General features: G+C 58.9%; 16 protein-coding genes and 2 pseudogenes. 17 read left to right on the top strand and 1 reads right to left on the bottom strand.

Translation table 11 applies throughout. From position 1 onward, the window contains the following. The first annotated feature begins 13 nt into the window (after positions 1-13). The 16 genes and pseudogenes from EJ078_RS10005 to EJ078_RS09930 all read left to right on the top strand — a co-directional run bounded on the left by EJ078_RS10005 (position 14) and on the right by EJ078_RS09930 (position 12,355). Complete coding sequence (locus EJ078_RS10005) at positions 14-493, top strand: NifX-associated nitrogen fixation protein (RefSeq protein WP_024505267.1); 480 nt, start codon at positions 14-16, stop codon at positions 491-493. A gap of 107 nt (positions 494-600) precedes the next feature. Beyond that, complete coding sequence (locus tag EJ078_RS10000; RefSeq protein ID WP_224571202.1) at positions 601-1,305, top strand: response regulator transcription factor; 705 nt, start codon at positions 601-603, stop codon at positions 1,303-1,305. A 95-nt stretch (positions 1,306-1,400) separates the two neighbouring features. Then, positions 1,401-2,273: a universal stress protein gene (locus EJ078_RS09995; protein WP_063169369.1), complete on the top strand. Its 873-nt coding sequence runs from the start codon at positions 1,401-1,403 to the stop codon at positions 2,271-2,273. A gap of 842 nt (positions 2,274-3,115) precedes the next feature. Beyond that, positions 3,116-4,414 (top strand): SidA/IucD/PvdA family monooxygenase, encoded by a 1,299-nt coding sequence (locus tag EJ078_RS09990; protein ID WP_063169368.1) that lies wholly within the window; start codon positions 3,116-3,118, stop codon positions 4,412-4,414. Between the two features lie 10 nt (positions 4,415-4,424). Continuing rightward, entirely contained in the window at positions 4,425-4,805 is a 381-nt protein-coding gene (locus EJ078_RS09985; protein WP_126080606.1) for a hypothetical protein, read from the top strand. A gap of 272 nt (positions 4,806-5,077) precedes the next feature. Next, positions 5,078-6,223 carry a TlpA disulfide reductase family protein gene (locus tag EJ078_RS09980; protein WP_063170388.1) on the top strand — a complete coding sequence of 382 codons (1,146 nt, stop codon included), beginning with the start codon at positions 5,078-5,080 and terminating at the stop codon, positions 6,221-6,223. Positions 6,224-6,543: 320 nt separating this feature from the next. Beyond that, positions 6,544-6,987 carry a DUF269 domain-containing protein gene (locus tag EJ078_RS09975; RefSeq protein ID WP_224571203.1) on the top strand — a complete coding sequence of 148 codons (444 nt, stop codon included), beginning with the start codon at positions 6,544-6,546 and terminating at the stop codon, positions 6,985-6,987. A 91-nt stretch (positions 6,988-7,078) separates the two neighbouring features. Beyond that, positions 7,079-7,237: a CCE_0567 family metalloprotein gene (locus EJ078_RS30325; RefSeq protein ID WP_224571204.1), complete on the top strand. Its 159-nt coding sequence runs from the start codon at positions 7,079-7,081 to the stop codon at positions 7,235-7,237. Continuing rightward, a pseudogene (fdxB, locus tag EJ078_RS09965) lies at positions 7,234-7,549 on the top strand (ferredoxin III, nif-specific). The gene EJ078_RS30325 and the pseudogene fdxB (EJ078_RS09965) overlap by 4 nt, the downstream one beginning before the upstream one ends. Next, the gene (locus EJ078_RS30835; protein WP_082826585.1) at positions 7,521-7,820 is read left to right on the top strand and encodes an exopolysaccharide production repressor protein; all 300 of its coding nucleotides are present in this window, start codon (positions 7,521-7,523) and stop codon (positions 7,818-7,820) included. The pseudogene fdxB (EJ078_RS09965) and the gene EJ078_RS30835 overlap by 29 nt, the downstream one beginning before the upstream one ends. Positions 7,821-8,056: 236 nt before the next feature. Further along, positions 8,057-9,070, top strand: coding sequence for a 1-aminocyclopropane-1-carboxylate deaminase (locus tag EJ078_RS09955; protein WP_024505903.1), 1,014 nt, complete (start codon positions 8,057-8,059; stop codon positions 9,068-9,070). A 599-nt stretch (positions 9,071-9,669) separates the two neighbouring features. After that, positions 9,670-10,827 carry a TlpA disulfide reductase family protein gene (locus tag EJ078_RS09950; protein ID WP_063170386.1) on the top strand — a complete coding sequence of 386 codons (1,158 nt, stop codon included), beginning with the start codon at positions 9,670-9,672 and terminating at the stop codon, positions 10,825-10,827. 324 nt (positions 10,828-11,151) lie between these two features. Continuing rightward, positions 11,152-11,588: pseudogene (locus tag EJ078_RS09945) on the top strand (DUF269 domain-containing protein). A gap of 46 nt (positions 11,589-11,634) precedes the next feature. Next, positions 11,635-11,838, top strand: coding sequence for a CCE_0567 family metalloprotein (locus EJ078_RS09940; RefSeq protein ID WP_063169367.1), 204 nt, complete (start codon positions 11,635-11,637; stop codon positions 11,836-11,838). Continuing rightward, positions 11,835-12,152 carry a ferredoxin III, nif-specific gene (gene fdxB, locus EJ078_RS09935; protein ID WP_174800308.1) on the top strand — a complete coding sequence of 106 codons (318 nt, stop codon included), beginning with the start codon at positions 11,835-11,837 and terminating at the stop codon, positions 12,150-12,152. The genes EJ078_RS09940 and fdxB (EJ078_RS09935) overlap by 4 nt, the downstream gene beginning before the upstream one ends. Then, on the top strand, positions 12,149-12,355 hold the full coding sequence (locus EJ078_RS09930) for an exopolysaccharide production repressor protein (protein WP_082826584.1): 207 nt from the start codon (positions 12,149-12,151) through the stop codon (positions 12,353-12,355). The genes fdxB (EJ078_RS09935) and EJ078_RS09930 overlap by 4 nt, the downstream gene beginning before the upstream one ends. A gap of 597 nt (positions 12,356-12,952) precedes the next feature. On the opposite strand, the gene EJ078_RS09925 is transcribed toward EJ078_RS09930, so the two are convergent. Then, positions 12,953-14,755, bottom strand: a complete 1,803-nt coding sequence (locus EJ078_RS09925) for an ABC transporter ATP-binding protein (protein ID WP_063169366.1) — start codon at positions 14,753-14,755, stop codon at positions 12,953-12,955. Here EJ078_RS09925 and EJ078_RS09920 point away from each other — a divergent pair. Further along, a complete protein-coding gene (locus EJ078_RS09920; protein ID WP_127262113.1) occupies positions 14,735-15,037 on the top strand; it encodes a hypothetical protein in 303 nt (100 codons plus the stop codon). The two genes, EJ078_RS09925 and EJ078_RS09920, sit on opposite strands and share 21 nt — an antisense overlap. The last annotated feature ends 247 nt before the right edge of the window (positions 15,038-15,284 follow it).

Below are 15,284 nucleotides of genomic sequence, written 5' to 3'. Positions count from 1 at the left end.
GAGGAGGACGCCAATGCCTGACCCCGCAATCCCCCCAGCTGTCGCCGAAGACGAGGCGGCTCTTTGCACCCCGTTCGTCAAATGCCTCGTGCGGCTGATCCGTTCTCAGGATTCCTATGGCTCGTGGGAACGCAAAGCGGACGCTGAGCTGCTGGGCGACTTCATCATTACCAAGGAACAGCGCCGAGGGATCCCAATCATCGGAGATCCCGATCCCGACGTGCTGTGGAGGCTCGACAAGTACTACGCCGCCATCGGGCTTGCGATCGAGGAGCGCTGCGGCCTTATGGCATCGCCGATGATCCAGGTGAGCCATGAGGGTTTTGGTCGGGTGCTTTTCACGACCGGACGGCTGGTCGTTTTGTCCAAAACGCTGCGCGATGTCCACCGGTTTGGCTTCGAGACGCTCCTGAAGCTCGCCACGGCCGGTACGAAGCTGGTCGACGATGCGATTTCAGTCATCGAAACCTTTCCCCACGTGGCGCTGGCATGATGGGCGCGATTTTCGAGAAAGGCCATCATGACGGACCCGAGAAACTATGTTGGCCAGTCCCCTCGATCCAGGGACTCGAGGCCGACCAGGTTGTTGGGGTATCGCCGATGAAGAAGCCGCTGGTCCTGATCTGCTCGCAAGATGCCGAGTTCTATCTGCTCTACAGCCACATACTGGAGGTTGACGGTTTCAGCAGTGAGACGGCAGACGGCGCGAAGGCTGCGCTGGCCTTGGCCGAACAACGGGAGCTTCAGGCCGTAGTGCTGGATTGCGACCCAGCCAGCATAAACGGGTCCGCAATTTGCGCCCACCTCAAGCGGGAACCGCGCACCACCGACCTGCCTATCATCGCCCTGATCGCGCCTGGCGCCGAGCACCAGCACCTCGATCTCTTGAAGGCAGGCGTTGAGAGCTTTGTGCGGCCGGTGGCTCCGGCCAAGCTGCTCGACTGCCTGCGGGCGAGGCTCGGGCTGACCAAGCGTGGTCCGAACGGGGTTGAAAACGACAGTTGGATTTGTTGTGGAGGCCTGGAGATGAAGCTCGATGCCCATCGGGTTCGCGGTAATGGCCACGACATCCATCTCGGACGGATCGATTTCAACGTGCTGCGGCTTATGATTGAGGCCCCCGGCAAGGTCTTCAGCCGGGACGAGCTTATCGGGGCGGCCTGGCTGCCCAACATTCATGTCGGTGCACGCACCGTCGATGTCCATATCAGCCGAATCAGGAGGGCGCTGAAAACGGCCTTGCCCGGCAGCGTCATTCGCACCGTCAGGTCGGCCGGCTACTCGCTCGAGAAGCCGGACGACTGAAATCGGTGATCGAACGTGGTGCCGCTCTCTCTTCCTCCTGAGAGCGGTGTTGCCGCTTTGAGGCGCTCCTAACGAAGACCAGGAGAAGCAGGCAAATGGAATTTAAAAGCATATTCAGTGTGACGGGTGCTGATCATTCTGATGAGGACCTCACAACAGCTGCCGGACTGTGTGCCGAGGTCGGCGCGCACCTATCGGTACTCATTATACCGCCTCCATTGCTCTTGATGTCGTCTCCGCCCCCCGAATGGAATACAGGACGTGCACAGGCAATTGCAGTACCGAACTATCGATTTCAGCAAATCGAGAAATTTTCACAGGACGTGACCAGAATGGAAAGACGGTCCGCGGATATCCTCAAAAGGCTGAAAGCTATGTCGCTTTCCTGTGACGTTGACACCGACTATTGCGATCCGGCTAGCCTCGGTGAAGTGGCACGACAGCGGGCGCTCTGCGCTGACCTGACGATCGTTGGAGGAGACCTCCTCAACGATGAGACTCTCGGACCTCCTGTTGTCAACGGCTGCTTGTTCGATAGCGGAAAGCCGGTGCTCATCGTGCCGAAGGGCGTTAAGGCGACGCTGTCGCCTCGACGCGTGCTGGTCGGCTGGGATTCGCGTGTAGAGGCCTCGCGTGCGGTTCGGGAAGCTCTTAGTATCCTATCCGCTGCCAAGGAAGTCTGTGTCGCTATGGTCGATCCAAAGGCGCAAAACAACGGGAAAGGCGCGCAGTCTGGAGCTGACATCGCTGCCTATCTTACTCGGCACGGTGCTCGGGTCTCCGTTGACCTGCTTAAGAGCGCCGGCAAATCGGCGGGCACAGTGCTGACCCAGCACGCGAACGACATCTGTGCTGACATGATGGTTATGGGTGCTTATGGCAGCCGTGGGCTGCGTGAGCGGATTTTCGGCGGTCCGCCGAGCTGGAGCTTTGGGAAGACCACATTGCCGCTGTTTTTGGCTCGCTGATCAGCTCCGTAGGAACACCGATCAGGTCGTAGGACCGCCAACCAGTCCGAAGTCGTCGTCGGTTACCGGTCGGATTGCGGAGACATGGCTGGATCCGCGAACATCTTGCGACGCTTGTCAGAGCCAAACCGGACGCCTCGACTGCTTCACGACGCTCTCGTGAACCAACTCGTGCGAGATCGTCCGCAACGGGCAGTAAAGACGAACGGCTGCAGCAGACCGCAGCCAAGCCACAGGGCGGGTGTACCAGGAGACCCCGCCTCGTGCGCGAACCCTGTTGGAAGGCCCCTTATCAGTACCCGGACGCGCGTCAAATCGGCGGCTGTCCCTGTCAGCCTGCGGTGTGCAAGGGCCGCTGCCGCGGAGCTTCCCCTGCCCGATCGTCGGGCGTGCGACAATGTCGGATTCCAGACGAGCTGGAACTGCGCGAACTCGTTGGTTTGACAGGTCTTTATCCGGCACGCCGCATGCATGGGAGTCTCCGAAAGCATTAAGAGCCGTTATCCATGGTTACGCCCCTCGAAAGAAAGAGCCGCTTCCGTCGTGGCAGGGAAACAGCCACTCCTGGGGTGGAGGCCGGCGCTAGAAGCCGCCGTAAGATCCGGAAGAGCCGCGCGACAGCATCACACACTTTCCTTCTGCTCTTGGGTTCGGATCACGCCGCGCCGCTGTCGATGCCGCCGACATTGAGCCCAAGACCTGGAAGGCGGCACACGCTTTTGCTGTCCTCTCAGTCGGGACCGCGGCTCAAGCATGCCTGTGAGGTTCGCATTGCTCAATGCCCGGCAATCGACGTCAACATGCCGCTGAGTTGGAAAACACTCCTAGAGGAGTAAGGATAAGTGGACCTCTTTTGTATTGGTGTGGGTGCTGGACCATCTAATTTGAGCCTTGCGTGTCAGATACAGGAAGAGATTGCGCAAGGGGCACTGTTCCTGGACCGGGAGGTCGATTTCCGAGGACATCCAGGCAGCGCTTTCGATTGCGCGGAGCTCCAGGTCGGCCACTTCCAGGATCTGGTTACTCTGGTCAATCCGCGATCAGCCTACACATTCGTAAACTACCTCCACGAGAACGGGCGTCTTTACAATTTCCTCAATGCGCAATTTCACGGGGTGCTTAGAGCCGAGTTCGCCCAATATCTCAACTGGGCGTTCCAGAAGAATCCGCTTGTCCGTGGCGGCGAGGCCGTTCGCGAAATCCGCTTTGACGGCGAGTTTCGCGTGCGGACGGACAACGCGGTCCTTGATGCAAGAAACCTCGTCATCGACATAGGCAAGCAGGCGCAAATTCCGCCTCAGTTTCATGGCTGGACTGGACCCAACCTGTTCCACTCATCTGAGTTGGCCCACATCAATCCTGAGGTGCAAAAAAAGCATGTCTGCGTTGTTGGCGGCGGACAGTCGGGAGCCGAGCTGCTACTGCACCTTGTCGGCCGGCCGAAAGAACGGCGGCCCGCGGCGATCACATGGGTCTTGACGCGCGAGATGCCTTTCGACGACCACGCGTTCACAAACGGGCTGTTCACGCCATGCTTCTCGGATCGTTTTGCTGCGATGAGCGAGGTGCATCGACAGCTGTTCCTGCGGCGTTTCGCGCTTGCCTCCGAGGGCATTTCAGAAAGCAAGTTGCGCGCGGTCTATCAGGCGCTCTACCACCACGCCTTTCTCGAGCCACACCAATGCGAGATCACATTGCGGCCAAGTTGCAACGTGTCGCGCTGCATCAATGCCGGAGCAGGGCACAGGCTCACGCTGCAACGCGGCTTGGACAACATCGGAGAAGTAACCGCCGATATCGTCATCCTGGCCACCGGGTACGAGAAACCGCTGCCGGGTTTCCTAGAACCGATCGCAGATCGCCTCGAACAGATCGGCAATGAGCTCGCCATCGGCGAGGATTTTTCGGTGTACTGGGACGGACCGCGAGACCGACGCCTTTTCGTTCAGAACGCCTGCCTTGGACAGCGCGGGCTGGCTGATCCGAACTTTGGGCTGCTGGCCTGGCGAGCGCGCCGCATCCTTGACAGCCTTCTGCGGCGCGCGCCATGCGCCAATCCCGAGCATCTAGGGTTCATCAACCGTCCCTTGACGGAGTGCTGGCCCGACCTCGGAGTCGAACAAATGGGCAGCGGGATATGATTCGTCGATATTGATGATCGGCGGTGGCATTCAGGAAAGATTTCCGCCTCTGGCGGCAAAAGCGGGACGAGCAATATTCCTACGGCGTCAGATCGCTCTGCTCGCGCTTGAGCAAGGTAGCGTCGCGCGACTCCTGCTTGGCGTGAAACAGCAAAGGGCATTCAATCACGATGCAGCTTTACGTGCTGTCGGGCTCAACGCCACGTGGATCGAGCCCAACGCCGCCGTTGGCAACCGCGACGCGAATTATGACGCCGGGCCACATGCGGCGGTGGCTGCAAGGGTACCGAGCCTCTCCCGCACTTTCGACCCCATCGCCGAAGTGCGACTACTCCAGGACGCCGAAGCCGGTCTTATCGCCAGCGGGCCAGCCAAACTCTCACCTTCCTAAACGGCAGCCGCTAAGGTGAGCCGTCGAAAGCCGACATTCAGGTTAACGTCAGCTGGCCGTGTTAGGGCTCGCTTATTCAAGGCGGTACCGGCGCTTGCCGAAGCTAAGAAGGGTTGGCATGCCCTTTGCCGTGCTTGATGTGCGGCAACACGGTGAGAGCTCCGCTGAAGCAAGCGAGAGGGAGCAATGCCCTCGAGACCGTGTCCGATTTTGACTGGAAAATATTCCGCGACAAAAGAGACGAAAGGTGTGGAATGACTTTGGACACCAAGATGGAACTGCGTATGGGGTCCCCGGCTCCTGCGCTGAAAGTGGAGAACTGGCTGCGTGGCGAGCCCCTCACGAGCCTTCGGCCCGGCAAGGTCTACCTCGTTGAATTTTGGGCGACTTGGTGCCGACCATGTGTCCACGCCATGCCCCATTTGATCGAACTGCAGGAGAAATATAAAGACAGCGGATTTGAGATTATCGGAGTCGCAGCTTGCGAAAAGGCTGCAACCGCGGACGAAGCGCGGACCAACGTGGATGCCTGGCTGACCGAGAAGTTCCCGAATCTGAATTATCGGACAGCGTTCGATTGCACTGGCGAAATGAAAAAGCTCTGGCTGGAACCCAGCTCTTCGTTCGGGATTCCCACCTCGTTCGTGGTCGACCGCGACGGCCACATCGCTTATATCGGCCACCCGGCACCTCTCGATGACGTTTTGCCGAAAGTCCTTAACGGCAGCTGGCGCAGCAGCTATGAAGCGAAAGCCGTCGATGCAAAGCGAATCTCGCGTGTGCGCGAATCGTCGCTGAGTCAGCCGATATACGCCAAACTTGGGCCGGCGATGCAGGACGAGGATTGGGCAGCGGCACTATTGGCCATCGAAGAAGGCCTCGCCGTGATGCCAGACTCTTTTGATTTTCGGCGGGTTCATGCGGATATTCTGCTTCACAAGCTGCGCGACATCAAAACCGGCTTGCCGCTTATGCGCGAATTGGTCGAGGACGCGATCAACAAAAAGTTCGAAGCGATGTCTTGGGTGGTGATGGCGCTGAACCAACTCTTCCATCCCACGATCGACAACTCCCATCTTCCGCATGATGATCGCTTTGCGATGGGCAAGGAGCTCTCCGAACAGATCCTGGAACTTAATCCTCCGCAAGGCGATGGAGACTTTAAATTCGGGTGTTACTTTCCGGTCGCTCAGTATTATTACGAGAGCGGCAACAAGGACCGGGCGATCGAGTTGATCGAGGTGGCAATCAAATCGCTGGACCATTCGGAGCCAGTGCCGGACCAAACCAAACAGCGCTACCTCACCTCGTTGCTCCAAGCCCTGGCCAACTACACGGGTGAGCCTGCCTGTCACGCGGGTCTCTGTGTGGCTCCGCAAAACAAGACTTCCGAAACTCAAAACGCTGTCACTTCCTGAGCAAGGATCGCGAAGGGCATGACAATTGGAATTGAACACCGGCAAATCCGCCCGCCCAGGCGCACTTCGCAGCAATAACGTCGATGCCGCAAAAGTGCGCGGCTTGCGGCAGGTGGAATTTCCATTGCGTTTACCTCGGGTCGAACCGCGGCGCAGGCGTTCGCGCCGCGGTGAAAGGTCTCGCATTGGTGGACGTGCTCGAGGTCGGCCACGGGACACTGTTGCGTGGGATCGGCTCGCCCAAGCCATTCCCCGCCCACGCAAGCGCCCGAACCACACATCGCAGAAAAAGAGATCGTCCTTCAAGAGGAGTACTGAAATTGGGGAAAAGCGAAATTCCTCATGAACCGGTTGGCCCTGCTGTCCACGGGGACGACGAGGCCCTTGCTTCCCCGTTCGTCAAATGCCTCCTGCGGCTCATTCGTACTCAGGATTCCTTCGGCTTATGGGAAGGCCATTCGGATGCCGAGCTGCTGGCCGAGTTCATCATCACCAAGCAACAGCAACGTGCGGTACCCTTTGGCGGCGATCCCGATCCTGACGCGCTGTGGAGGCTCGACATGTTTTACACCGCCGTAGCGCTTGCGATCGAGGAGCGCTCCGGCGTGTCGACGTCGCCGACAATAGAAATGAAACCCGTGGGGGCTTCCGGCGGTTGGGCGTTCTGTCGAGACGTCCACCGGTTCGGCTTCGAGACTTTCCGCAAACTTGCTGAGGCCGGTACGAAACTGGTCGACGATGCGACTGCAGCCATTGAAGCCTAGCCCGAGATGGAGCGCATCAAGAAACCATTGTTCCAGGAAGGATCTATGTCAGAACCTAGATAGGATGAGGAAAAAAGTCTGAAAGCTCCAGTTGCGTGCAGCTATTGCCAAGATGGCATTGCAGGACCTCGTCGAGGGTCTGCCGGGCAAGTGGGCCGACATACAGGAAGTCGCCGAGAAAACCCAAGCCGTTTATGCCGAGTTGGATGTTGCCAAGAGAGAACTCGCTTCAATGAAGAATTTAGGATGATGCGCACATTCACCACCCGTGACGGCTCCATTTGGATGCCGCCGTACCTGACCTCCATCGATAGCAAATCTGCATCGGCTGCTGCCGTTGTTTCAAGGTCTGCTCGCGCGATGTCATGCATCTTCACGGCGTTGATGATGCGGGTGAAATCCTCGCCCCTGCGATGACGAGGACGACGATTTCGACGGCAAGCTCAATCGCATGATCATGGTTGTCGATGATGCCGGCCGCTGCATAGGCTGCGGAGCCTGCGGCCGCGTCTGCCCCAAGAACTGCCAGACGCATGTTCCGGCCGACGAGCTCGCAACATGATCTGGCGAAAACCAGGGGAGCGGCGTGCACTTCATCTTTTTGTCGGCTCGTGGGGCTGGTCCTGTGCAGCAATGCGTCGATGGTTTACTTCGCTTTGGATTCGCTCCGTGTGGCAGTCGTCACGACGCTGGCCTGTTCGCTGCTGCTTCAGGCCGGCTACTTCGGCCGCGTGCTCTTTCTGATCTGGCAGTCCTCTAGCCGCGCTCGTGGAACTCGCCACAGGGGCCAGCATGCCGATGGTTACAGGAAAGCTCGGGTACCAGTCGTCTGACTCTGATCAACTGCGGAATGCAATTTTCAGCTGTGTCCCGGCTTGGTCGAATGCCCAGCATGTGCTGCTGCTTTGATGCGCGGATGACAGGATCAGTGCTCAGACCCACACCAATTTTGGTCACCCTCTGATGACTGAGCTGATCGTATAGGGAATCTGTGTTCGGCTAACACGCGACCATACCCCTGGGCTGACCGGTGCGTAGCAGGTTCAGGTACTTTTTTGCTGGAGATAGCATGCTGGAAAAATTCGAACGTTATCCGCTCACCTTTGGACCCACGCCGATCGAGAGGCTCGACCGCCTCGGCAAGCATCTGGGCGACAAGGTGGAAATCTACGTCAAACGCGAGGACTGCAACTCCGGTCTCGCGTTCGGCGGAAACAAGCTGCGCAAGCTCGAATACATTGTGCCCGACGCGATCGCGTCAGATGCCGATACGCTCGTCACAATCGGTGGCGTGCAGTCCAACCATACGCGCATGGTCGCTGCGGTCGCCGCCAAGATCGGCATGAAATGCCTCCTGGTCCAGGAGAGCTGGGTCCCACATGATGATGCTGTCTACGACCGGGTCGGCAATATCCTCTTGAGCCGCATCATGGGGGCAGAGGTGCGCCTGGTTGACGAGGGCTTTGACATCGGCATCCGCCGCAGCTGGGAAAAGGCACTTTATGAAGTCAAGGCAAGGGGCGGCAGGCCATATGCGATACCTGCCGGCGCCTCTGTCCACAAATACGGCGGCCTGGGCTATGTGGGGTTCGCTGAGGAGGTGCGTGCCCAGGAAGAGCAGCTTGGGTTTGCCTTCGACTATATCGTCGTCTGTACGGTGACTGGTTCAACCCACGGCGGCATGCTCGTCGGGTTCGCCAAGGATGGTCGACAGCGCAACGTGATCGGTATCGATGCCTCCGCCATGCCCGCCAAGACCAAGGCGCAGGTGCTTGGCATCGCCCAAAATACAGCGAAGCTCGTCCACCTCGGAGCGGAAATTGTCGAGGCAGACGTGGTGTTGTTCATGGACTACGCGTACCCGGGTTATGGCGTTCCATCGGAGGAAACCAAAGAGGCAATCCGTTTGTGCGCGCGGCTCGAGGGCATGATTACGGACCCCGTTTACGAGGGCAAATCGATGCAAGGGATGATCGACCTCGTCCAGAGGGGCTTCTTTCCACAGGGATCGAGGGTCCTCTACGCACATCTAGGCGGCGCACCGGCGATCAACGGGTACGGCTACACCTTTCGCAACGGCTGACGTTCGGCAGTCTGCGATTCCGCGGTCGCGCTCGAACGTGGGTAGGTAGCGTCGTTCGAGCGCTTGGCTGGAGAAGTGGAGGCAGCGACGGGCATCCACTAATTGGTACCATTACGTGCTGTCGGTGCTCAACGCCACGCGCATTGAGCGCATGCCGCCGTTGGCAACCGCGAGGCGAATTTTGACTCCGGGGCAAGAATCCACACGCGGCGGTGGCGGCACGAGGACCAAGCCGGCGAGTTCGCGCTTTCGAACTGGCGCCAAACTGCCACTGCTCGAGGGCCGAGGCCAGTCTAATCACAGGCGAGCCGTCCAAGCTCTCAAGAGTGATAGGGCGAAACCCGACAGCGGCAGAAGACATGTCGGGTTCACGACAATCGGCCGCATTTGGCCTCGTGGAGAATTTCAAAGCATTTCCCGCCGCTTACCGGAGCTGAGGGAATTGGCACCTCCGTTGCAGCTTGATGTGCGGCAACACGGTGAGAGCTTCGCTGAAGCAAGCCAGAGGGAGCGATGCCCTCGAGACCGTGTCCGATTTTGACTGGAAAATATTCCGCGACAAAAGAGACGAAAGGTGTGGAATGACTTTGGACACCAAGATGGAACTGCGTATGGGGTCCCCGGCTCCTGCGATCAAAGTGGAGAACTGGCTGCGTGGCGAGCCCCTCACGAACTTTCGGCCCGGCAAGGTCTACCTCGTTGAGTTTTGGGCGACTTGGTGCGGACCATGTGTCGACGCCATGCCCCATTTGATCGAACTGCAGGAGAAATATGAAGGCAGCGGATTTGAGGCGGTCGGAGTTGCCGCCTGCGAACAGGGTCCTACCGCAGACGAGGCGCGGACCAACGTGGATGCCTGGCTGACCGAGGAGTTCCCGAATCTGAATTATCGTATCGGGTTCGATTACATTGGCGAAATGAACAAGCTCTGGATGGATCCCAGCTCTTCGATTGGGATTCCCACCTCGTTCGTGGTCGACCGCGACGGCCACATCGCTTTTATCGGCCACCCGGCGGAACTCGATGACGTTTTGCCGAAAGTCCTTAACGGCAGCTGGCGCAGCAGCTATGAAGCGAAAGCCGCCGATGCAAAGCGCATCGCGCATAACCAACTTGCAGCGCGCGAAATGTCGCTTACCGGGCCGATATACGCCAAACTTGAGCCGGCGATGCAGGCCGAGGATTGGACGGCGGCGCTCTTGGCCATCGAAGAAGGCCTCGCCTTGATGCCAGACTCTTGTGAGTTCCGGCAGATTCATGCGGATCTTCTGCTTCACAAGCTGCGCGACATCAAGACCGGCATGCCGGTCATGCGAGAATTGGTCGAGGACGCGATCGACAAAACGTCCGACGCGGTGTCGTGGATGGCCTTGGCCCTCAACCAACTCTTCGATCCCACGATGGACAATTCCCATCTTCCGCGCGCGGAGCGCTTTGCGATGGGCAACGAGCTCTCGGAACAGATACTGGCACTCAATCCCCCGAACGGCGATGGCCCGTTTAAATACCTCCGGTACCTCCCGGTAGCTCAGTATTATTACGAGAGCGGCAACAAAGATCGCGCAATCGAGTTGATCGAGGTGGCACTGAAATCGGTGGACCGGCTGGGGCCAATTCCGGACCACACCAAACAGTACTATCTTACCCCATTGCTCGAAGCACTGGCCAACTACACGGGTGAGCCTGCCTGTCACGCGGATCTTTGTGTGGCTCCGCAAAAGAAGGCACCCGAAACTCAAAACGAAGTCACTTCCTGAGCAAGAATCGCGAAGGGACTGACAATTGGAATTGAACACTGGCCAATCCGCCCATCGAAGCTCTCTTCGCAGCAAGTATGTCGATGCAGCAGGGCGGCGGCTTGCGGAAGGTTGGATTTCAATTGCGTTGACCACCGGTCGGATCGCGGCGCAGACGATGTGCGCCGCGAATTCGCGCCGCAGGTCTCGCACTCGTGGACATGTCGAGGTCGGCCACGGGGCACTCTTGGGGTTGGCCCGCCCAAGCCATTCGTCGGCCACGCAAGCGGACCCGGAGTGGGCATCGCAGGAAAAGGAAATCGTACCTCGAAGACGAAGACTGAAATGACGAACAACGAAATTCCTCCGGTTGGCCCTGCTGTCAACAATGACGACGAGGCCCTTGCTTCCCCGTTCGTCAAATGCCTCCTGCGGCTCATTCGTACTCAGGATTCCTTCGGCTTATGGGAAGGCCATTCGGATGCCGAGCTGCTGGCCGAGTTCATCATCACCAAGCAACAGCAACGTGCGGTACCCTTTGGCGGCGATCCCGATCCTGACGCGCTGTGGAGGCTCGACATGTTTACACCGCCGTAGCGCTTGCGATCGAGGAGCGCTCCGGCGTGTCGACGTCGCCAATAATTGGAATGAAGCCCCTGCGGGCTTCCAGCGGTTGGGCGTTCTGTCGAGACGTCCACCGGTTCGGCTTCGAGACTTTCCGCAAACTTGCTGAGGCCGGTACGAAACTGGTCGACGATGCGACTGCAGCCATTGAAGCCTAGCCCGAGATGGAGCGCATCAACAAAACCATTGTTCCAGGAAGGATCTATGTCAGACCTAGATAAGATGAGGAAGAAAGTCCGAAAGCTCCAGTTGCGTGCAGCTATTGCCAAGATGGCATTGCAGGACCTTGTCGAGGGTCTGCCGGGCAAGTGGGCCGACATACAGGAAGTCGCCGAGAAAACCCAAGCCGTTTATGCCGAGTTGGATGTTGCCAAGAGAGAACTCGCTTCAATGAAGAATTTAGGATGATGCGCACATTCACCACCCGTGACGGCTCCATTTGGATGCCGTCGTACCTGACCTCCATCGATAGCAAGACCTGCATCGGCTGCTGCCGTTGTTTCAAGGTCTGCTCGCGCGATGTCATGCATCTTCACGGCGTTGATGATGCGGGTGAAATCCTCGGCCCCTGCGATGACGAGGACGACGATTTCGACGGCAAGCTCAATCGCATGATCATGGTTGTCGATGATGCCGGCCGCTGCATAGGCTGCGGAGCCTGCGGCCGCGTCTGCCCCAAGAACTGCCAGACGCATGTTGCGGCCGACGAGCTCGCAACATGATCTGGCGAAAACCAGGAGAACGGCGTTGCACTTCATCTTTTTGTCGGCTCGTGGGGCTGGTCCTGTGCAGCAATGCGTCGATGGTTTACTTCGCTTTGGATTCGATCCGTGTGGCAGTCGTCACGACGCTGGCCTGTTCGCTGCTGCTTCAGGCCTGCTATTTCGGCTGCGTGCTCTTTTTCGCGGACGTCGATGATCTGTAGAACTGTTCATTCGCTCCGCAGAGGGCCGGCGAATCCAATCTCTTCCTAAGCCCGTTGGCCGTAATCGAAAGACACGGGGCCGGCGAGTTCGTGCTCAGCTGCCACTGTGCTAGCAAGGGAACGGAATCCAATCCCGGAGCAGATGGCCAGAGTTGAGCGAAGACTGCGGTCGGAGCTCCTGCGCTTCCGGGTCTCCAAGGGGACGACTTTGCGAACCGAAGGGACTTTGAACCGTTGACGTGGCCAGCGTGCGGTAGGTTGGGCCAGCGACAGGGATCCCGGCCGGCCGGGAAGCACCGCCCTCTCAATGTGCGTTGACTTCGCTTCCTTTGGCGAAATGTGGGTAACGGCGAGGGCCGCACTCTTCCCGGGCCGTCGACATTCCCGCCCTTTTGGTGCGTGCGCCGTTAGGCGCGACAATTCGGTGCCCGCGTGTAACTGCGCGCATTCGCCGAAGCTTAGACGTGGTGCATTCCCGCTCGCCCGTTTGGCGGACAGTTCCGGCCGTGCTGGTTTTGCCGCCTAACGCCCGCCGCTCGTCACTGCCACACCCCTCTCCGGCAACGGCTCGGCGCATCGCGCAAGCCGGTTTAGCGATCAGGCCAGGCCCTTCGCGAGTTCCAACGCCTGCCGTTCGAAGAGGCGGCGGTAAATGCCACCATCGAGATTGATCAGGGCGGCATGATCGCCGTCCTCCATGATGCGGCCACGGTCGAAGACGAGCAGCCGATCGAGCGAGCGGACCGTCGACAGCCGGTGTGCGATGACGAGTGTGGTTCGGCCCACCATCAACCGATCCACCGCTTGTTGAATGAGCACCTCGGATTCCGAATCGAGGCTCGATGTGGCCTCGTCCAGAATAAGGATCGGCGCGTTCGCGAGGAAGGCGCGCGCGATCGCCACGCGCTGGCGCTCGCCGCCGGAGAGCTTCAAACCCCTTTCGCCGACCAATGTCCCATAGCCCTTCGGCAGGGGCGCGATGAATTCGTGGGCACTTGCCAGTCGTGCCGCTTGCTCGATCTCGGCCTGGCTCGCGCCAGGCCGGCCATAGGCGATGTTCTCGGCAAGCGACCTGTGAAACAGGATCGGCTCCTGCTGCACGATCGCGATCTGCGAACGAAGGGACTCTTGGGTCACCTCCGAGACGTCCTGACCGTCTATCAGGATCCGGCCGCCGCTCAGGTCGTAGAGTCTCTGGATCAGCTTCACGAATGTTGTCTTGCCGGAACCGGAGGGTCCAACCAACCCAACCCTTTCGCCAGCTTCAATCGACAGCGAACATTCGCTATAGAGCGGCAGGGGATGGTTGGCGTAGCGGAAGTGGACGTTCTCGAAATCGATACGGCCGTTCGTGATCCGGATCGGCTTGGCCTCTGGACGATCGGCAACATCCACCTGCTGATTGTGGATGGCCACCAGTTCTTCCATATCATTAACCGAGTGCTGCACGTTGCGGACATGCATGCCGGCATCACGCAGATAGCCCTGCAGGACGATGAAGGACGTGAGAACATATGCTATCTCGCCCGGCGTTGCCTGTCCATGCGACCACAGAAGCAGGGCATATCCGACCACCGCCACCCTGAGCGCAACCAAAGTTACGCCTTGGGTTGAGCCGATGATCGTTCCGCGCACCCAGCTCCGGCGCGCGCGGTGCCGCCATTTCGTCATGATATTTGCAAGCCGCTCGTCTTCGCGAACCTCTGCGCCGAAGCCCTTGACCACAGCGTTGCAACTGACCGCGTCCGCAAGCGCGCCGCTGAGCCTTGTGTCCCATCGGTTGGCAAGGCTCGCCGCTGGCGCGACATAGCCGAGCGACAGCGAAATCGAAAACGCAAGGTAGACGAGAGAGCCGCAAGCAAAGATCACGCCCATGACCGGCCAGTGCCAGCCGAGCAGCACCGTCGAGCCGATCAAGATGACAAACGACGGGAGCAGCGTGACGAGTATCGTGCTGTTGAGGAGGTCGAGCGCCCACATGCCGCGCGTTATCTTGCGCACTGTCGAGCCGGCGAAGCTGTTTGCATGCCAGTCTGTCGAAAAGCGCTGCACATGATGGAACGCTTCGGTCGCGACGTCGGAAATCATTTTCAACACCAGGTCGCTCAGGCCAATGAAGGCGACGTGGCGCATGGCAATGCCACCGAGTGCCAATGCAATCGGTACAGAGAATGCTGCAACAGCTGAATCCGAAGCTGGTGCTGCCGCATTAGCAGCACGAGAAACAGCGTCGATGAGTCGGCCAGAATAGAGCGGCATCAACACGTCAGCCAGCGTGGAGGCGAGCATCGCGGTCATGATGATCGCGAGCCGGGCCGGCTGCCTGTTCCAGAGGCGAACAGTGAAGGCGAAAACGTCGCGACAAGTGGCGCCGCGCCCATGGACGGGGAAACGTCTCATAGTTTCCAAGCGGGCGCATCAACACGCTCGGTCCCAAAGACGATAAAAGACAAAACTGGAATTTCGACCTCCCCCATAACAGCATCAATTTTGGCGGGCAGCTCTTGCCGCCTCACGACGGTGAGTTCAAAAGTCGTGCCAACTGAGCGGGAACATCCGAAGGACAAATTCAGCAGGTTACCGAGCCTGGAGAAAGTCAGCCGCCATCCAGTCGATACGATTGCTACGGCTGCTCAACTCGGGAGATTGGAAAAGAAGGTCGATGTATCGATTGAATTTTGAGCTTGTTCTTGCCTCGATCAAATAAGTACAGTTGCAATGCAGCTTTCTCAGGCCCGGCACTTAGGTGCTGATTTCAAAAGCGCGCCGCGAATACTTTCCTGCCCATATTCCGTCAATCGAATGCTCGACTGTCGGATTGTGCGCTCCCCGACACAGTGCTGTCGGTTCGCCTCCTGGGTACCTCCCCCGTCGATTGACGACCTGAAGGAGAAGCTTCGCTCGCAAGCTGGCACGACTCTTGAGGGTA

This window comes from Mesorhizobium sp. M1A.F.Ca.IN.022.06.1.1, from assembly GCF_003952605.1.
GTDB lineage: Bacteria > Pseudomonadota > Alphaproteobacteria > Rhizobiales > Rhizobiaceae > Mesorhizobium.
This window is presented reverse-complemented; position numbering and strand designations above follow the sequence as displayed.